Source organism: Xanthomonas sp. NCPPB 1132, from assembly GCF_056629235.1.
Map to the genome: position 1 here is coordinate 1,141,412 of NZ_CM152819.1, position 17,233 is coordinate 1,158,644.

General features: G+C 69.5%; 12 protein-coding genes. All 12 read left to right on the top strand.

Going from position 1 to position 17,233, the window contains the following annotated elements:
• The first annotated feature begins 230 nt into the window (after nt 1-230).
• Nucleotides 231-2,930, top strand: coding sequence for a TonB-dependent receptor (locus AC1G9L_RS04960; protein ID WP_481070397.1), 2,700 nt, complete (start codon nt 231-233; stop codon nt 2,928-2,930).
• A gap of 85 nt (nt 2,931-3,015) precedes the next feature.
• Entirely contained in the window at nt 3,016-5,898 is a 2,883-nt protein-coding gene (gene galA, locus AC1G9L_RS04965; protein WP_481070398.1) for a beta-galactosidase GalA, read from the top strand.
• A 4-nt stretch (nt 5,899-5,902) separates the two neighbouring features.
• Nucleotides 5,903-8,260, top strand: a complete 2,358-nt coding sequence (locus AC1G9L_RS04970) for an alpha-N-acetylglucosaminidase (protein ID WP_481070399.1) — start codon at nt 5,903-5,905, stop codon at nt 8,258-8,260.
• Nucleotides 8,257-9,411, top strand: coding sequence for a heparan-alpha-glucosaminide N-acetyltransferase domain-containing protein (locus AC1G9L_RS04975; protein WP_019802150.1), 1,155 nt, complete (start codon nt 8,257-8,259; stop codon nt 9,409-9,411). The genes AC1G9L_RS04970 and AC1G9L_RS04975 overlap by 4 nt, the downstream gene beginning before the upstream one ends.
• Nucleotides 9,412-9,482: 71 nt before the next feature.
• A complete protein-coding gene (locus AC1G9L_RS04980) occupies nt 9,483-10,238 on the top strand; it encodes a GntR family transcriptional regulator (protein ID WP_010343151.1) in 756 nt (251 codons plus the stop codon).
• Nucleotides 10,239-10,274: 36 nt separating this feature from the next.
• The gene (locus AC1G9L_RS04985; RefSeq protein ID WP_019802149.1) at nt 10,275-11,540 is read left to right on the top strand and encodes a glucose/galactose MFS transporter; all 1,266 of its coding nucleotides are present in this window, start codon (nt 10,275-10,277) and stop codon (nt 11,538-11,540) included.
• Between the two features lie 38 nt (nt 11,541-11,578).
• A complete protein-coding gene (locus AC1G9L_RS04990) occupies nt 11,579-12,646 on the top strand; it encodes a LacI family DNA-binding transcriptional regulator (protein ID WP_010343153.1) in 1,068 nt (355 codons plus the stop codon).
• A gap of 8 nt (nt 12,647-12,654) precedes the next feature.
• Nucleotides 12,655-13,683, top strand: a complete 1,029-nt coding sequence (locus tag AC1G9L_RS04995) for an SIS domain-containing protein (RefSeq protein ID WP_209246297.1) — start codon at nt 12,655-12,657, stop codon at nt 13,681-13,683.
• The gene (gene nagA / locus AC1G9L_RS05000; RefSeq protein ID WP_481070400.1) at nt 13,683-14,828 is read left to right on the top strand and encodes an N-acetylglucosamine-6-phosphate deacetylase; all 1,146 of its coding nucleotides are present in this window, start codon (nt 13,683-13,685) and stop codon (nt 14,826-14,828) included. The genes AC1G9L_RS04995 and nagA overlap by 1 nt, the downstream gene beginning before the upstream one ends.
• A 114-nt stretch (nt 14,829-14,942) precedes the next feature.
• Nucleotides 14,943-15,752 carry a fructosamine kinase family protein gene (locus AC1G9L_RS05005; protein WP_019802452.1) on the top strand — a complete coding sequence of 270 codons (810 nt, stop codon included), beginning with the start codon at nt 14,943-14,945 and terminating at the stop codon, nt 15,750-15,752.
• Between the two features lie 128 nt (nt 15,753-15,880).
• A complete protein-coding gene (locus AC1G9L_RS05010; RefSeq protein WP_019802453.1) occupies nt 15,881-16,231 on the top strand; it encodes a hypothetical protein in 351 nt (116 codons plus the stop codon).
• Entirely contained in the window at nt 16,213-17,061 is an 849-nt protein-coding gene (locus tag AC1G9L_RS05015) for a M23 family metallopeptidase (RefSeq protein WP_481070401.1), read from the top strand. Before AC1G9L_RS05010 ends, AC1G9L_RS05015 begins: the two co-directional genes overlap by 19 nt.
• Nucleotides 17,062-17,233 lie beyond the last annotated feature (172 nt).

A 17,233-nucleotide genomic window follows, 5' to 3' on the forward strand; every position in this document is an offset into this window, starting at 1 on the left:
GGTCAGATCCGTCAAGCCGCACCATGCAGTCGCCCGTTCCGGGGAAGGGACGGGGACGCGCCTCCCGCAACACAGGGCGCAGGAAACAGCCAGAACGTTCCATCGACTCCGTCCGCACGGACGGCATCGCCCTGCGCGTCGCGTCGGGCGCGAGGGAGGGTGCTGCCTGCCGATCGCCGCCCTGGATGTCAGACGTCGTCGTGCCGATCGCCATCAACCAGGATAGCCCAATGCCACATGTCGCCCGCTCCCGTTCGCATTGTTGTCCCCTGTCCGTCCTCGCCAGCGCCATCGCGTTGGGCCTGTTCAGTGCCGCTGTGCAGGCGCAGGAAGCGCCCGCGTCCGATTCGATTTCCCAGCTCGACACGGTGACCGTCACCAGTTCCTACCAGAAGAGCCTGATCACCGCGCTGGACAACAAGCGCGAGGATGCGCGCATGACCGACGGCATCTCGTCGGAGGACATCGGCAAGTTCCCGGCCGAAAACATCGCCGAGGCGATCCAGCGCATTCCCGGCGTGCAGATCTCCACCATCAACGGCCGCGGCTCGACCATCAGCATCCGCGGCCTGGGCCCGCAATACTCGGCCACCACGATCAACGGCCAGACCATCAAGAGCGCCGATTTCACCGACGGCTTCCGCTACGACATCATCCAGCCGGAGGTGGCTGCGGCGATCGAGGTGATCAAGTCGCCGTCGGCGGACATGGATGCCGGCGGCCTGTCCGGCACGGTCAACATCGAGACCACCAAGCCGCTGGACTACAAGGAGCGCAAGCTGATCTTCTCGGCGAAGGAGCAGTACGCCGAATTCGCCGGCGGCGCGCCGACGCCCAAGGGCGTGCTGACCTACATCGACCAGTTCCATCTGGCCGACGGCGGCGAACTGGGCGTGTTCGTCAACGCCGGCTACCAGAAGCTCCGCGACCGTGCTGACTACCTGTGGATCGACCGCTGGTACACCCAGGACACCGGCGACGGCACCCTCTACATTCCGCGCCGTCCGCGCTATCGCTCGATCGAGCGCGAGACCGACCGCAAGATGTTCACCGCCGGGCTGCAGTGGAAACCCAACGACCGCCTGGAGATGAACCTGACCGCGCTGTATTCGCAGGACAAGACCGACAACGACATGAATCAGTTGGTCTACTCCTTCGACCGCAACTACCTGACCGTGCTGCAGACCGAAGGCCTGACCGCGACCAAGGTGTCGGCGTCCAACTACTGGCTGGAGAACAACCGCCAGCTCGAGCGCCACGACCTGAGCTCGCAACTGCTGACCTGGGACGCGCGCTGGAAGGGCGACGCGTGGACCTTCAGCGGCGTGGCCAACTACACCGAAGGCAAGACCGACGAGGACGAGCGTGCGGTGATCCTCGGCCGCAAGCCGAGCGCGACCCTGTTCGACATGTCCAATCCCGGCGCGATCTCGCTGACCACCGATGCCGACGCCACCGACGCCAGCGCCTGGAACAAGGCCAACCTGGTCCGCGACGAATACCCCAACGGTGCGATCAACGCGCTGCGCAACAAGGAATGGTCGCTGCAGCTCGATGCCGAGCGCTACGTCGGCAACGGCTTCCTGGACGCGGTCAAGGTCGGCACCAAGTTCCGCCGCGAGACCTTCGACCGCAACGTCTGGCGCCGCGACTTCCTGTACCTGATCAACTCCGGCGCGGTGTCCGGCTACGGCATGTTCCCGGAATTGTCGGCGGCCAGTTCCAACGTCAGCAACTTCCTGGACGGCGACCTGGCCTCGCAGAGCGACTGGGTGGCGCCGGACGTGTACGCCTACGCCAGGGCCCTGGCGGCCTCCGGCATCACCGTGCCGGTGCTGTTCGCGCCGCAGGCCAGCTACCACATCCGCAACGACATCTTCTCCGCCTACGCGCTGGCCAAGATCGACACCGACGTCGGCAGCATGCGCCTGCGCGGCAACGTCGGCGTGCGCTACGAGGGCACCAAGCGCACCACCGACACCTACCTGACCACCGCCTCGCAATACAGCGAGGACGCCAACGAGGTGATCGGCACCGCGCGCGCCCCGTACGACTACCACAACTGGCTGCCGAGCCTGAACCTGGTGCTGGACATGCGCGAGGACCTGCTGCTGCGCTTCGCCGCCGGCAAGGTGCTGGTGCGGCCGATCCTGGACAGCAACACCGCCATCGCCACCACCATCTCCTCCGGCAGCAACACCGGCGGCACCACCACCTACGACGTGGCGCTGGGACAGACCGACCTGAAGGCGCTGACCGCCGACCAGGCCGACCTCAGCCTGGAGTGGTACTACGGCCAGGGCGGCGGGCTGACGCTGGCCGGCTTCTGGAAGAACGTCAAGAACGGCACCTTCAACAGCATCGTCTGCCCGGCCACGTTCAACGGCACGGCGCTGTCCACCAATGGCGCCGGCGACTGCGTGGACGGCAGCGGCAACATCTACGAGATCACCGCCACACGCAACGATCCGAGCAAGGTCAAGATCAAGGGCTACGAACTGGGCTGGACCCAATCCTTCGATGCCTGGCTGCCGATCCAGGGCTTCGGCCTGACCGCCAACTTCACCCGGGTGATCCCGCAGCGCGACACCGACTTCAAGATCCGCAACCTGTCGGAGAAGACCTGGAACGCCACCGGCTACTGGGAGAACGCGATGTTCTCCGCGCGCCTGTCGCTGAACCATCGCAGCGAGTACGAGCAGGACAGCAGCGACAGCTTCTTCGCCCGCGAAGGCCACACCATGAAGGCGCGCACCCAGGTCGATGCGGTGCTCGGCTACCAGGCCACCGACAAACTCAGCTTCCAGCTCGGCGCGCTCAACCTGACCAACAAGAAGGAAGAGGCGTACAAGGACATCAGCAGCCGCTGGCAGATGACCGGGGTCACCGGTCGCAGCTTCTACGTGTCGATGCAGTGGGACATCCTGTGAGGGCGGCGCAGGCGCCTGCGGGCTAGCGCGACCCCGACCCGGCGCCGTGGTGGCGCCGGGCGGTCGATCCGATGAGGACAAGCGCATGCAACGAAGAACCTTCCTGGCCGGCAGTGCCGGCGCCGGCCTGCTGCTGGCGCTGCCGCGCGGGAGCCGGGCCGGCACGGCGGCATCCGCCGGCCTCGCCAGCGCGGGCGAGGCCGCGGTGGCGGCCGTGCCCGCGGTGACCCTGGCGGCCGATCCCGGCCTGTTCTGCCTGGACGAGGGGTGGCGTTTCCACGAGGGCGACATCCCGTTTCCGCCGATCACCGGGCAGGACGCCAGCTACGACAACGCCAAGGCCGGCAAGGCCTGGGGCGCGGCCGCCGGCGATTTCGACGACAGCCAGTGGCGGCAACTGCGGCTGCCGCACGATTTCGCCATCGAGCAGCCGATCGAGGCCAGCGCCAACGTGGCGCAGGGCTATCGCCGCCGCGGCATCGCCTGGTACCGGCGCAGCCTGCGGCTGGACGAGGCGCAGCGCGGCAAGGCGCTGGAACTGCGTCTGGACGGCATCGCCAGCCGCGCCACGGTCTGGGTCAACGGCTTGCTGATGGCGCGCAGTTGGAGCGGCTACGACGGCATCGCCATCGACATGACCGCGATCGCCCGCTATGGCCAGGATCTGAACACCATCGCAGTGCGCGTGGACGCCGAAGCGATGGACGGCTGGTGGTACGAAGGCGCCGGGATCTACCGGCATACCTGGCTGGCGGTGCGCGATGCGCTGCACATCGTCGGCGACGGCGTGCACGCGGTGCCGCGCGCCGAGGCCGACGATCGCTGGACGCTGCCGGTGACGGTCACCGTGGCCAATGTCGGCGAACAGGCCGATGCGGCGCTGCTGGAGGCGACGCTGTACGACGCGCAGGGCACGGTGGTGGCGCAGGGCAGTGCCGCGCTGCAGGCCGGCGCGCTGGCGCAGGTGCAGGCCCAGGTCGTGTTGCAGGTACACCAGCCGCAGCGTTGGGACGTGGCCGCGCCGCATTTGTACCGACTCGCGGCGGTGCTGCGCAGCGCGGGGCGCGAGCGCGACCGCCGCGAGTGCGCGATCGGCTTCCGCACGTTGCGCTTCGATGCGCAACAGGGCTTCTTCCTCAACGAGCGGCCGCTCAAGATCAAGGGCGCCTGCCTGCACCAGGACCATGCCGGGGTCGGCGTGGCGGTGCCGGACAGTTTGCTGGACTTCCGCATCCGCCGGCTCAAGGCGCTGGGCTGCAACGCGATCCGCCTGCACCACGCGGTGGCGAGCGAGCTGCTCGACGTCTGCGATCGCCTGGGCATGCTGGTGATGGCCGAGAACCGCGTGTTCAATCCGGCGCCCGACTACGCCGCGCAACTGCGCTGGCTGGTGCGCCGCGACCGCAACCGCGCCTGCGTGTTCCTGTGGTCGGTGTTCAACGAGGAGCCGATGCAGGGCACCGTCGCCGGCTACGAAATGGTGCGCCGCGCGGTGGCGCTGGTGCGCACGCTCGACGACAGCCGTCCGGTGACCGCGGCGATGAACGACGGCATGCTGACCGAACGCAACGCGTCCCATGCGGTGGACGTGGTCGGCTTCAACTACCGCCAGTTCAACTACGACCGCGTGCATGCGGCGATGCCGCACACACCGCTGCTGTCCAGCGAGGACACCAGCGCCTTCCAGACCCGCGGCGCCTGGTTCACCGACATGGACGCGCATGTCATCGCCGAGGACGATTCGGTGGCCGCGCCCTGGGGCAACACCCATCGCGCGTCCTGGAAGCTGATCGACGAGCGGCCGTACCTGGCCGGCGGCTTCGTCTGGACCGGCTTCGACTATCGTGGCGAGCCGACGCCGTTCGAATGGCCATCGGTGTCCTCGTTCTTCGGCATCATGGACCTGTGCGGCTTCCCCAAGGGCGCCTACTGGCTGCGCCAGGCGCAGTGGATCGACGACGCGCCGGTGCTGCAGTTGCTGCCGCACTGGAACTGGCCGGGCCGCGAGGGCACCCCGATCAAGGTGATGGCGTTCTGCAACGCGCAGCAGGTGGAGCTGTGGCTCAACGGCCGCTCGCAGGGGCGGCAGGCGGTGGACCGGATCGCGATGAACACCTGGCAGGTCGCGTATGCGCCTGGTGTGCTGGAAGCGGTGGCCTACCGCGATGGGCGCGAGGTCGCGCGGCAGCGGGTGCAGACGGTCGGCGCGCCGGTCGCGCTGCGGCTGACCCCGGACCGCACGCGCATGCGCTGCGACGGCCGCGACGCGCAACCGATCACCCTGGAGGCGGTGGATGCGCAGGGCCGCCATGTGCCGTTCGCCGATGCGCAGATCGCGCTGCAGGTCGAAGGCGGGCGCCTGCTCGGCGTCGGCAACGGCGACCCGAACCGGCATGCGCCCGACAACGTGCCGCAGGTGCAGCTGTTCAACGGCCTGGCGCAGGCCATCGTCGAGGCCGGCAGCGATCGCCGCCGGCTACGCATCGTGGCAAGCGCGCCTGGCCTGCGTGCGGCGCAGGCAGATATCACGCTGGACGCGGCGCCGCCGCCGCTGTCGTTGCCGCCGGCCGCCACGGCGATGGTGGTGGGCGGCTGGCGGCGCACCCTGCCGTTCGCCGCGCCGCCGGATCCGGCGCTGCCGCGTGCGGCCAACGACAACAACAGCTGGAGTTTCTGCCAGCCGGGCAACCTGGAGATGCGCGCCGAGCGCGACGGCTACGTGCTGTACCGGACCGCGTTCACGCCCTGGGCCGGAATCCAGCAGCGCGGCGGCCGCTTGCGGCTCGGCCGCGCGACCGGCGCGGTGCAGGTGTATCTGGACCGGCAGCGGGTCGCCAGTGTGGCGGCGGGGCAGCCGGTGTCCCTGCGGCTGTCGCCGGCGGCCGGCGAACGGGTGCTGGCGGTGGTGATGGAAGTGAAGGCCGGAGCGCCATTCGGCTTCGACGATGTCGCGACAGTGGAGTATTGAGCCAATGAACCATGCTTTCCGCCAGATCTTCCCGCGCGGCCATGCCGGACTGCGCCGTGTCCGGGCGATATCGCTGCGCGCGCATGCCGTGCTGGTGCTGCTGGCCTGTGCGCTGTTGGCGCCGGGTGCGTCCGCGTCGCCCGCGCAGGACATGCAGGGAGGCACCGCACGCGCGGTGCTGCTGCGCACGCTCGGCCCGCGCGCCGCCGAGTTGCGCCTGCAACGGCAGCCGCGCGGCCGCGGCAACGACTGGTATCAGATCGCCGCCGAGGCCGGCACGCTGCGCGTGTCCGGGTCCTCGGAGGTGGCGCTGGCGCATGGCGCGTACAGCTACCTGCAGTCGATCGGTGCGGCGTCGGTGAGCTGGGAGGGCAGCCGCGTGGCGCTGCCGCCAGCCTATGCGGACGTCCAGGGGCCGCGTGTGGTCACCCCGTTCGCGCACCGCGCCTACCTCAACGTCTGCACCTACGGCTACACCACGCCGTGGTGGGACTGGGCGCGCTGGGAGCGCGAGATCGACTGGATGGCGCTGCACGGCATCGACATGCCGCTGGCGATGGAGGGCCAGGAGTACGTGTGGCAGGCGCTGTGGCGCGAGTTTGGCGTCGCCGATGCGGAACTGGCGCAGTACTTCTCCGGCCCGGCCTTCGCGCCGTGGCAGCGCATGGGCAACATCGAAGGCTACGACGCGCCGCTGCCGCAGCAGTGGATCGAGGACAAGCATGCGCTGCAGTTGCGCATCCTGCAGCGCATGCGCGCGCTGGGCATGAAGCCGGTGCTGCCGGCCTTCGCCGGCTACGTGCCGAAGGCGTTTGCGCAGGCGCACCCGCAGGCGCGCATCTACCGCATGCGCGCCTGGGAGGGCTTCCACGAGACCTACTGGCTGGATCCGGCCGATCCGCTGTTCGCGCAGATCGCGCAGCGCTTCATCCAGCTCTACGACCGCACCTATGGCAAGGGCACCTACTACCTGGCCGATGCGTTCAACGAGATGTTGCCGCCGATCGCCGCCGACGGCAGCGACGCGCGCCTGGCCAGCTACGGCGACAGCACCGCCAACACCGCCAGGACCAAGCCGCCCGAGGTGCCGCCGGCGCAGCGCGACAAGCGCCTGGCCGCGTACGGCCGCGCGCTGTACGCCTCGATCCACCGCGCCAACCCGGATGCGGTGTGGGTGATGCAGGGCTGGCTGTTCGGCGCCGATCGCCATTTCTGGACGCCGCAGGCGATCGCCGCGTTCCTGCGCGAGGTGCCCAACGACAAGTTGCTGGTGCTGGATATCGGCAACGACCGCTACCCCGGCACCTGGAAACTGTCCGACGCGTTCGACGGCAAGCAGTGGATCTACGGCTACGTGCACAACTACGGTGGCAGCAATCCGGTGTACGGCGACCTGGCGTTCTACCACGAGGACCTGCGTGCGCTGCTCGCCGACAAGGACAAGCAGCAACTGGTCGGCTTCGGCGCCTTCCCGGAAGGGCTGCACACCACCTCGGTGGTCTACGAATACATGTATGCGTTGGCCTGGGGCGCGCAGCAGCGCCCGTTGCAGGACTGGCTCGACGACTACACCCGCGCCCGCTACGGACACACCTCGCCGGCCTTGCGCGCGGCCTGGGACGACCTGCAGGCGTCGGTGCTGTCTACCCGCTACTGGACGCCGCGCTGGTGGCGCAGCCGCGCCGGCGCCTATCTGTTGTTCAAGCGGCCGACGCTGGACATCGGCGAGTTCGAAGGTGCGCCCGGCGATCCGCGGCGATTGCGCCGCGCGCTGCAGCAACTGCTGGCGCTGGCGCCGGAGTACGCCGATGCGCCGTTGTATCGCTACGACCTGGTCGATTTCGCCCGCCATTACGCCACCGGCCGCGTGGACGTGCAGTTGCAGCAGGCGGTGGCCGCCTACCGGCGCGGCGATGTCGCAGCCGGCGACGCGGCGACCGCGCGCGTGCGCGAGGCGGTGACGCAACTCGACAGCCTGGTCGGCGGCCAGCAGGACACCCTGTCGAGCTGGCTCGACGCCGCCGCCGGCTATGCGAAGACCCCGCAGGACGCGGCCTACTACCGGCGCGACGCCAAAGCGCAGGTCAGCGTGTGGGGCGGCGAGGGCAATCTGGGCGATTACGCGTCCAAGGCCTGGCAGGGCATGTATGCGGACTATTACCTGCCGCGCTGGACGCTGGCGCTGCAGATGCTGCGCGAGGCGGCGGTCGCCGGCGGCAGCGTGGACGAGGCGCAACTGCAGCAACGGCTGCGCGCCTGGGAACGGGACTGGGTGGCGCGCGACACCGCCTACGTGCGGCACGCGCCGGCCGATCCGGTCGCGGCGGTGCGCACGCTGCTGCACCAGGTGGATGCGCCATGAGCGCCGCGTCCGTCCGCCTTCCCGCCGCGGCGCCGCCGCGCGAACGCTTCCTGTCGCTCGACGTGTTCCGCGGCCTGACCATCTTCCTGATGATCCTGGTCAACACGCCGGGCGCCGGCGCCGATGCGTTCGTGCAACTGCGGCATACGCCGTGGTTCGGCTTCACCGCCGCCGACCTGGTGTTTCCGTCGTTCCTGTTCGCGGTCGGCAACGCGATGAGCTTCGCGCTGGATCGCGGCCAGCCGCTCGGCGCGTTCCTGCGTCGGGTCGGCAAGCGCAGCGCGCTGATCTTCCTGCTCGGCTTCCTGATGTACTGGTTCCCGTTCGTGCACCAGGGCGCGGACGGCCACTGGAGCCTCACCGCGATCGACCAGACCCGGGTGCCGGGCGTGCTGCAGCGCATCGCGCTGTGCTATGCGCTTGCGGCGCTGCTGTGCCGCTGGCTGTCGCCGCGTGGCCTGCTGGGTATGTGCGTCGCGCTGCTGCTCGGCTATTGGGGCGCGCTGTACCTGTGGGGCCAGCCGGGCGCGGAGCTGAGCAAGCTCGGCAATGCCGGCACGCGCCTGGACCTGTGGCTGCTGGATCCGGCGCAGCTGTATCGCAAGGACGGCGGGTTCGATCCGGAGGGCCTGCTCGGCACCTTGCCGGCCACGGTCAACGTCATCGCCGGCTACCTGACCGGGTTGTACGTGCGCCGCGTCGGCAAGCAGGCGCGCACGGTGCGCTGGCTGTGGCTGGCCGGCGGCGCGCTGGTCCTGCTGGCGCTGGCCTGGCAGCCGTGGTTCCCGCTGGCCAAGAAACTGTGGACCGGCTCGTTCGTGCTGCTGACGGTGGGCCTGGACCTGTGGCTGCTGGGCGCGCTGCTGTGGGCGATCGAGGTGCGCGGCTGGCAGGCCGGCAGCGGCTTCTTCACCGTGCTCGGGCGCAATCCGCTGGCGATCTACCTGTTCTCCGAACTGTTCGTGGTCTGCCTGCGGCTGGTCCCGGCCGGCGCCAGCGGCATGGACCTGTACCAGTGGCTGGGCGTGGATGTGTTCCAGCGGCTGCTGCCCGGCCCCTGGGGCAGCCTGGCCTGCGCGTTGGCCTATACGTTGCTGTGCTGGCTGGTGGGCTGGTGGATGGATCGCAGGAGGCTGTACCTGCGGCTGTGACCCGGCGTGCACGGACCGCGAATTGGTACTATATTGGACATAACGAATTCATGCGGACTGGAGAGCGCGCCATGACCAAGCCCAAGCCGCAGGCCGATCCACGCCTGCATGCGCTGGCCGTGGATCCGGACGCGCCGACCCCGCTGTACCTGCAACTGGCCAGCAAGCTGGTGGAGGCGATCAAGGGCGGGCAGTGGAAGCCGGGCGAGGCGCTGCCGGCCGAACGGCAACTGTGCGAATACCTGCAGGTGTCGCGGGTGACCCTGCGCCAGGCCGTGGACGCGCTGGTCGAGCAGGGCCTGGTGTCGCGCCGCCAGGGCGCCGGTACCTTCGTCACCTCGCACATCCAGCACCAGCTCAGCGGCCTGGCCAGCTTCAGCGAAACCCTGCGCATGAAGGGGCTGGAGCCGGGCACGCGCTGGCTGGAGCGGCGCACGCGTCCGGCGCATGGCGAGGAGATCCTGCGCCTGGGCCTGTCGCCGGACACGGTGGTCGCGGCGCTGACCCGCCTGCGCAGCGCCGACGGCCGGGTGATGGCCTACGAGAAGGCGGTGCTGCCGCAGCACGTGGTGCCCGATCCGCACGCCATCGCCGATTCGCTCTACAGCTACCTGGACGAGCGCGGCACCCCGGTGGTGCGGGCGCTGCAGTACTTTCGCGCGATCAACCTGCCGGCGCGGCTGGCCGGCCATCTCGGCATGAAGGAAGGCGAGGCGATCCTGCACGTGGTGCGGGTCGGCTACACCCGCGACGGCAGCGCGATCGAACTGACCGACACCTATTGCCACAACGACTACTACGACTTCGTCGCCGAACTGCGACGCTGATCGCCGATCCCCGCGCCCTCCCGGAGCACGCCGCCCATGACCACCGCACGGCCCGCCAGTCCCTACGCTTCCATCGCCATCGTCGGCCTGTTGTTCTTCATCATGGGCTTCTTTACCTGGATCAACGGGCCGCTGATCCTGTTCGCCAAGGTCGCCTTCAATGTCAGCGACACGTTCGCGTTCCTCATCCCGAGCGCGTTCTACATTTCCTACTTCTGCCTGGCATTGCCTTCGTCGTTCATCCTGAAGCTGACCGGGATGAAGAAGGGCCTGGCGCTGAGCCTGCTGATCCTGGCGATCGGCGCGGCCATCTTCGGCCAGTTCACCAATGCCCGTTCGTACGTGGGCGCGGTGAGCGGCATCTTCATCATCGGCGGCGGCCTGGCCCTGCTGCAGACCGCGGTCAATCCGTACATCAGCATCCTCGGGCCGATCGACGGCGCCGCGCGCCGCATCGCGCTCATGGGCATCTGCAACAAGGTGGCGGGCGCGCTGGCCACGTATGGACTGGCGAAGGTGGTCCTGCACGGCATGGAGGATTTTTCGACCCAGATCGAACAGGTGATGCCGGCGCAGAAGGAACTGCTGCTGCAGGAGTTCGCCGGCCGCATCCACGGCCCCTACATGGCGATCGCCGGCGTGCTTGCCGTGCTTTCGGTGGCCATCCTGTTTTCGCCCCTGCCCGAGATCAGCGCCGAGAAGGCCAACGCGTCGGCCGCCGACGAACGCAGCCGCGACAGCATCTTCGCGTTCCCGCACGTGTGGCTGGGCGCGTTGTGCATCTTCGTGTACGTCGGCGCCGAGGTGATGGCGGGCGATGCGATCGGCATCTACGGCAACAGCCTCGGTCTCTCGCTGGACTACGCGAAGTATTTCACCATCGGCACGCTGGCCTGCATGCTGGCGGGCTACCTGGTCGGCCTGGTGCTGATTCCGAAGTACATCTCGCAGGAGAAGTACCTGTCCATTTCGGCATGCCTCGGCATCGTCTTTTCGCTGTGCGCGATGTTGACCGGCGGTTATGTCTCGGTGGCGTTCGTGGCGGCGCTCGGATTCGCCAATGCCATCATGTGGCCGGCCATCTTCCCGCTGGCCATCAAGGGGCTGGGAAAGTTCACCGAGAAGGGCGCGGCGCTGCTGATCATGGGCATCGTGGGCGGCGCCGCGGTGCCGCAGCTGTTCGCCCATCTGAAGGAGTCGTTCGATTTCCAGGTGGTCTTCGCCGGCTTGATGATCGCCTGCTACCTGTACATCTTGTTCTTCGCGCTGCGCGGTCACCGCGTCGGCCAGGGCGCGCGGTGAGCTGACGCGCTTTTCTCCAACCCGGCAAACTCATTCCAATGCGCAGACCCACCATCAAAGACGTCGCCGAACGGGCGCGGGTGTCGCTGAAGACCGTCTCGCGGGTCATCAACAACGAACCGTCGGTGATGCAGGCCACGCGCTCGCGCGTGCTGCATGCCATCGCCGAGCTGGACTACGAGCCGGATCCGTCGGCGCGCAACCTGCGCAGCGGCACGCCGTTCGTGATCGGGCTGGTGTACGACAACCCCAACCCGTACCACATCATCGGCGTGCAGAACGGCGTGCTCGCCGCCTGCCGCGAGACCGGCTTCGGCCTGCAGATCCATCCCTGCGATTCCACCGCGCCGATGCTGGCCGAGGAACTGGCCGAGTGGACCCAGCGCTCGCGCCTGGCCGGTCTGGTGCTGACCGCGCCGATGTCCGAGCGCGCCGACCTGGTCGCGGCGCTGGCCGCGCGCGGGATCAAGACCGTGCGCATCATCGCCGCCACCGAGGATCCGCAGGACGGCCCCTGCGTCTACGTCGACGACCGCGATGCCGCCTACGAGATCACCGAGCACCTGATCCAGCTCGGCCACCAGCGCATCGGCTTCCTGTGGGGCGGCACCTCGCACCGGTCCAGCGGCGAGCGCTACGCCGGTTACGAGGCGGCGCTGAAGGACTACGGCATCACCCTGGACAAGCACCTGGTGATCCCCGGCGACTACACCTTCGACGATGGCTTCCGCGGCGCGCGGCGCCTGCTGGCGCTGCGCGAGCCGCCGACCGCGATCTTCGGCTCCAACGACGAGATCGCCGCCGGCGTGCTGGCCGCGGCCAAGTCGGCAGGCATGAACGTGCCCTACGACCTGTCCATCGCCGGCTTCGAGGACAGCCCGTTCTCGCGCCAGTCGTGGCCGCCGCTGACCACCGCCAAGCAGGCCACCGAAGACATCGCCCGCCACGCCGCGCGGCTGCTGATCAGCCAGCTGCGCAGCGATGCCTACGAAGACCATCCGGCGCCGGTGCACAACCAGGGCTTCGTGCCGCAACTGGTGGTGCGTGGCTCGACCGCGCCCATGCAGCCGCATTCCCGCCGTTCCTCCTCCCCTGACCCCACATGACCCTGCCCATGGCGCTGCCCTCCGAAACCGACACCCTGATGTTCCGCGAAGCCGCGGAAGCCGCCGCGGTCATCGCCGCGCAGTTCGAACGCAACCACGCCACCGTGAGCGCGCTCGCCGCGTCGTTGCGCGCCGCGCCGCCGCCGTTCGTGGTGACCTGCGCGCGCGGCAGTTCCGATCACGCCGCCACCTATGCCAAGTACCTGTTCGAGACCCAGCTCGGCGTGGTCACCGCCTCGGCCTCGCCGTCGGTGGGCTCGGTGTACGAAGCGCCGCTGCAGTTGCGCGGGGCGCTGTACCTGGTGATCTCGCAGTCGGGCAAGAGCCCGGACCTGCTGCGCAACGCGCAGGCGGCCAAGGACGCCGGCGCGCGCGTGGTGGCGCTGGTCAACGTCGAGGATTCGCCGCTGGCGCAGCTGGCCGACACGGTGATCCCGCTCGGCGCCGGCCCGGAGAAGAGCGTGGCCGCGACCAAGAGCTACCTGGCCTCGCTGGCGGCGATCCTGCAGCTCGGCGCGCACTGGAAGAACGACCCGGCGCTGCTGGGCGCACTGCAGGAATTGCCGCAGGCGCTGCGTGCGGCCTGGCAGGCCGACTGGCGCTCGCTGACCGACGGCCTGGTCGAGGCGCACAACCTGTTCGTGCTCGACCGCGGCCTCGGCCTGGCGGCGGCGCAGGAAGCGGCGCTGAAGTTCAAGGAGACCTGCGGCCTGCACGCCGAGGCCTACAGCTCGGCGGAAGTGAAGCACGGGCCGATGGCCCTGGTCGGCCCGGGCTTCCCGGTGCTGGCGTTCGACCAGCCGGACGAAGCCGGCGAGGGCACCCGGCGCCTGGCCGAGGAGTTCCGCGGCCGCGGCGCGCAGGTATGGCTGGCCAGCGCCGGCGGCGACCTGCCGCTGGTCGCTGCGCCGCACCCCGCGTGCGCGCCGTTGCTGGCGATCCAGAGCTTCTACCGCGCGATCAACGCCCTGGCGCTGCGCCGCGGCTACAACCCGGACCTGCCGCCGCATCTGAACAAAGTGACGGAGACCGTCTGATGACCACGGTGGCGCTGCGCAACGCGCGCGTGCTCGGCGAGGACGGATTCCTCGACGGCGTCAGCGTGCTGCTGGAGGGCGGGCGCATCCTCGCCCTGCTCGACGACGCCGACCCGCGCGTGGCGGCAGCGCCGGTGCAGCACGACCTGGGCGGCGGCAGCCTGCTGCCGGGCTTCATCGACCTGCAGGTCAACGGCGGCGGCGGGGTGCTGTTCAACAACCGCACCGACGTCGAGGCGCTGCGCCGCATCGGCCAGGGCCATCGCCGCTACGGCACCACCGGCTACCTGCCGACACTGATCAGCGACGACGTGGAGGTGATGCGCGCGGCGATCGCCGCCACGCGCCAGGCCATCGCCGAAGGCGTGCCGGGCGTGCTCGGCATCCACCTGGAAGGACCCTACCTGGCGCCGGCGCGCAAGGGCACCCACAACGCCGACAAGTTCCGCGTGCCCGACGCCGACGAACTGGCCATGGCCACCTCGCTGGACAACGGCGTCACCCTGATCACCCTGGCACCGGAGCGCGTGCCGGCGGCCAGCATCCGCACCCTGGCCGCGGCCGGTGCGCGCGTGTTCGCCGGCCACACCGCCGCCAGCTACGAAGAGGCCCGCGCCGGGCTGGACGCCGGCATCTGCGGCTTCACCCATCTGTACAACGCCATGACCCCGTTGCAGGGACGCGATCCCGGCGTGGTCGGCGCGGCGCTGGAAGATCGCAACGCCTGGTGCGGCGTGATCGTCGACGGCGTGCACGTGCATCCGGCCAGCCTGCGCGTGGCGCTGGCGGCCAAGCCGCGCGGCACCGTGTTCCTGGTCACCGACGCGATGCCGATGGTCGGCGCCGACAGCCCCGCGTTCGACCTGTACGGCGAAACCATCACCGCCATCGACGGCGTGGTGCGCAATGCCGCCGGTGCCCTGGCCGGCTCGGCGCTGGACATGGCCAGCGCGGTGCGCAACAGCGTGCAGTGGCTGGACGTGCCGCTGGAAGAAGCCGCGCGCATGGCCTCGCTGTACCCGGCGCAGTGCGTGGGCCTGGACCACCGCTACGGCCACATCGCGCCCGGCTACCAGGCTGACCTGGTGCTGCTGGACGAGGCGTTGCAGGTCCGGCATACCTGGATCGCGGGTGTGATGGAGTAGGGCGACGCGGCATCGCCTTGCGCGTGCCGCGGGAAGTGCGCATGTCGTGAGTGCGGGCGCAGTGACGTATTCGCGATGGCGCAGGGCACACATGGCATGCGTTAGCCTCGTCCAATGCCACAGAACTTCACCGACCTGTTCGCCGTGCCGCCGCGCGATGGTCTGCACCGGCTGACGCTGCGCGACGGCCGCGGTGCGATCTGCAAACGCCGCCACGCCATGCCGGCCGGTTTCTTCGCTGCCGAAGTGCGCGGCCTGGACGCGTTGCGTGCCGCAGGCGGTCTGCGCGTGCCGCAGGTGCATGCGCGAGGCGAGGACTGGCTGCTGCTCGAAGACCTGGGCACCGCGGCGCCGCATCCGCGCTTCGCCTGCTTCGCCGGCGAGGGCCTGGCACGCCAGCACCGGGTACGTGGCGTGCGCTTCGGTTTCGATCATGACGGCTACATCGGCGACATCCCGCAGGACAACCGCGCCGACCGCGATGGCCATCGGTTCTTCGTCGAACGGCGCTTGCGCCCGCAGGCGCAGCGCGCGCTGCGCGGCGGTGCGCTGACCGCCGCCGACATGGCCCGTCTCGAGCGACTGTACGAGCGCCTGCCGCAGTTGATCCCGGTGCAGCCGCCGGTCCTGCTGCACGGCGACCTGTGGCAAGGCAATCTGCATTGCGCAGGCGATGGCCTGCCGGCGCTGATCGACGCCGGCGCGGCCCACCATGGCTGGGCCGAGGCCGAACTGGCGATGCTGACGCTGTTCGGCGAACCCGACCCGTCCCTGCTGCGCAGTTACGCCGAGCACGCGCCGTTGGCCAACGACTGGCGCGAGCGCGCGCCGCTGTACAACCTCTATCACCTGCTCAATCACCTCAACCTGTTCGGTGGCGGCTACGCCGCACGCGTGCGGCAGGTGCTGTCCCGCTTCGGATAGGCGCGCCGAAGGACGCCTTGCGGCCGGCCCCGGTCGTCGGCAAGCTTGGTCATCGGTTTCCACGTGGCGATGGCGCAGGAACCAGGTCGTCGTTTCGCTCCATGCCTCTGCCGGAGAGTGTGCATCGAATGATTCGCAGCGTCGCGCTGGCACTCCTGTTGGCAGGAATCGCCGGCATTTCCGCTGCCCGCGCCGAGGACGCCTTGGCGCCGGTGGAAGCGCATGTGCCGTTCCCGCCCGCGGCGTTTACCGGCAGCGACGGGCGCATGCATCTGGCCTATGAGCTGCACGTCAGCAACTTCTACGGCGACTCCGGCGCGCTCGCACCGCAGGGGCTGGAGGTGTTCACTGACGATGCGGTCACGCCCCTGCTGGCGCTGGATGCAACGCAACTGGCGCGCGTGGTGAAGCCTGCGCCGGGGTACAGGAACCGCTGGCGATCCTCCCGGGCAGGCGCGCGGTGTTCTTCGTCTGGTTGACCGTGCCGGCGGGTGCGTCCGTGCCGCACCGCCTTCGTCACCGCATGCACTTCATCTCGGACGGCCGCATACGCAGCACGCTCGATGGCGTCATCGTCGAGGTCGGCAATGCGATGCCCATGGTCATCGGCGCGCCGTTGCGCGGTGGCCGCTGGCTGGCCCACGAAGGTCCCGGCGAAGCGCAGTCGCACCATTGGGGCAGCCTGGTGGCGGTGAACGGGCAACTGACCATTCCGCAGCGCTACGCCCTGGATCTGGTCGGCGTCGACGCTGCCGGGCATGCGCTGAGATCGGGCGTGAAGGACATCCGCAGGTCCCGCTACGCCGACTGGATCGGCTATGGCGCGGACGTGCTGGCCGTGGCCGACGGCGTCGTGCGCAGCGCGCGCGATGGCGAGGCCGAACACCAGCCGCTCAGCGCGCAGCCGGAGCCCACCGCGCTGACCAGTGACGGCCTGTTCGGCAACTACGTGGTACTGGAGATCGCCCCGGGCACCTTCGCAAGCTATGCGCATCTGCGGCGGGGCAGCCTCACGGTGAAACCGGGCGACCGGGTGCAGCGGGGGCAAGTGCTCGCGCAGTTGGGACAGTCCGGCAATTCCGCCGCGCCGCATCTGCATTTCCAGCTGTCCAATGCCGTCGCGTTCGAAGGTTCGGAAGGCGTGCCCTACGCGTTCGAGCGATTCGGCTACCTCGGCGCCGAATCCGAAGCCCAGCTGTTTGGGCAGGGCGAGCCATGGCAGGCCTCGCCGATCGACTATCGCCGGGCGCAACTGCCGCTCAACGACGTGGTGATTCAGTTTCCCGATCCGTCACGGCCGGGTCCCTGACCAACGGCGCCAACCCGTCGCGCGCAGCGGTTGCGGGTGTCGAGGGGGCCGGAATCGTTCTCGGCCAACCTCTGCGGACTGCGCGCTCGACGCAACCGCCAGCAGCTTCGAACCGCCGTGCATCAGGTCCCGCCGTACCGGCGAGCCGGCCTGCGGCGCACGGCCCTGCCGC

Bases quoted from the DNA above. Each gene is read 5' to 3' on its own strand.
- AC1G9L_RS04960 (WP_481070397.1), top strand. From the start codon at position 231: ATGCCACATGTCGCCCGCTCCCGTTCGCATTGTTGTCCCCTGTCCGTC.
- galA (WP_481070398.1), top strand. From the start codon at position 3,016: ATGCAACGAAGAACCTTCCTGGCCGGCAGTGCCGGCGCCGGCCTGCTG.
- AC1G9L_RS04970 (WP_481070399.1), top strand. From the start codon at position 5,903: ATGAACCATGCTTTCCGCCAGATCTTCCCGCGCGGCCATGCCGGACTG.
- AC1G9L_RS04975 (WP_019802150.1), top strand. From the start codon at position 8,257: ATGAGCGCCGCGTCCGTCCGCCTTCCCGCCGCGGCGCCGCCGCGCGAA.
- AC1G9L_RS04980 (WP_010343151.1), top strand. From the start codon at position 9,483: ATGACCAAGCCCAAGCCGCAGGCCGATCCACGCCTGCATGCGCTGGCC.
- AC1G9L_RS04985 (WP_019802149.1), top strand. From the start codon at position 10,275: ATGACCACCGCACGGCCCGCCAGTCCCTACGCTTCCATCGCCATCGTC.
- AC1G9L_RS04990 (WP_010343153.1), top strand. From the start codon at position 11,579: ATGCGCAGACCCACCATCAAAGACGTCGCCGAACGGGCGCGGGTGTCG.
- AC1G9L_RS04995 (WP_209246297.1), top strand. From the start codon at position 12,655: ATGGCGCTGCCCTCCGAAACCGACACCCTGATGTTCCGCGAAGCCGCG.
- nagA (WP_481070400.1), top strand. From the start codon at position 13,683: ATGACCACGGTGGCGCTGCGCAACGCGCGCGTGCTCGGCGAGGACGGA.
- AC1G9L_RS05005 (WP_019802452.1), top strand. From the start codon at position 14,943: ATGCCACAGAACTTCACCGACCTGTTCGCCGTGCCGCCGCGCGATGGT.
- AC1G9L_RS05010 (WP_019802453.1), top strand. From the start codon at position 15,881: ATGATTCGCAGCGTCGCGCTGGCACTCCTGTTGGCAGGAATCGCCGGC.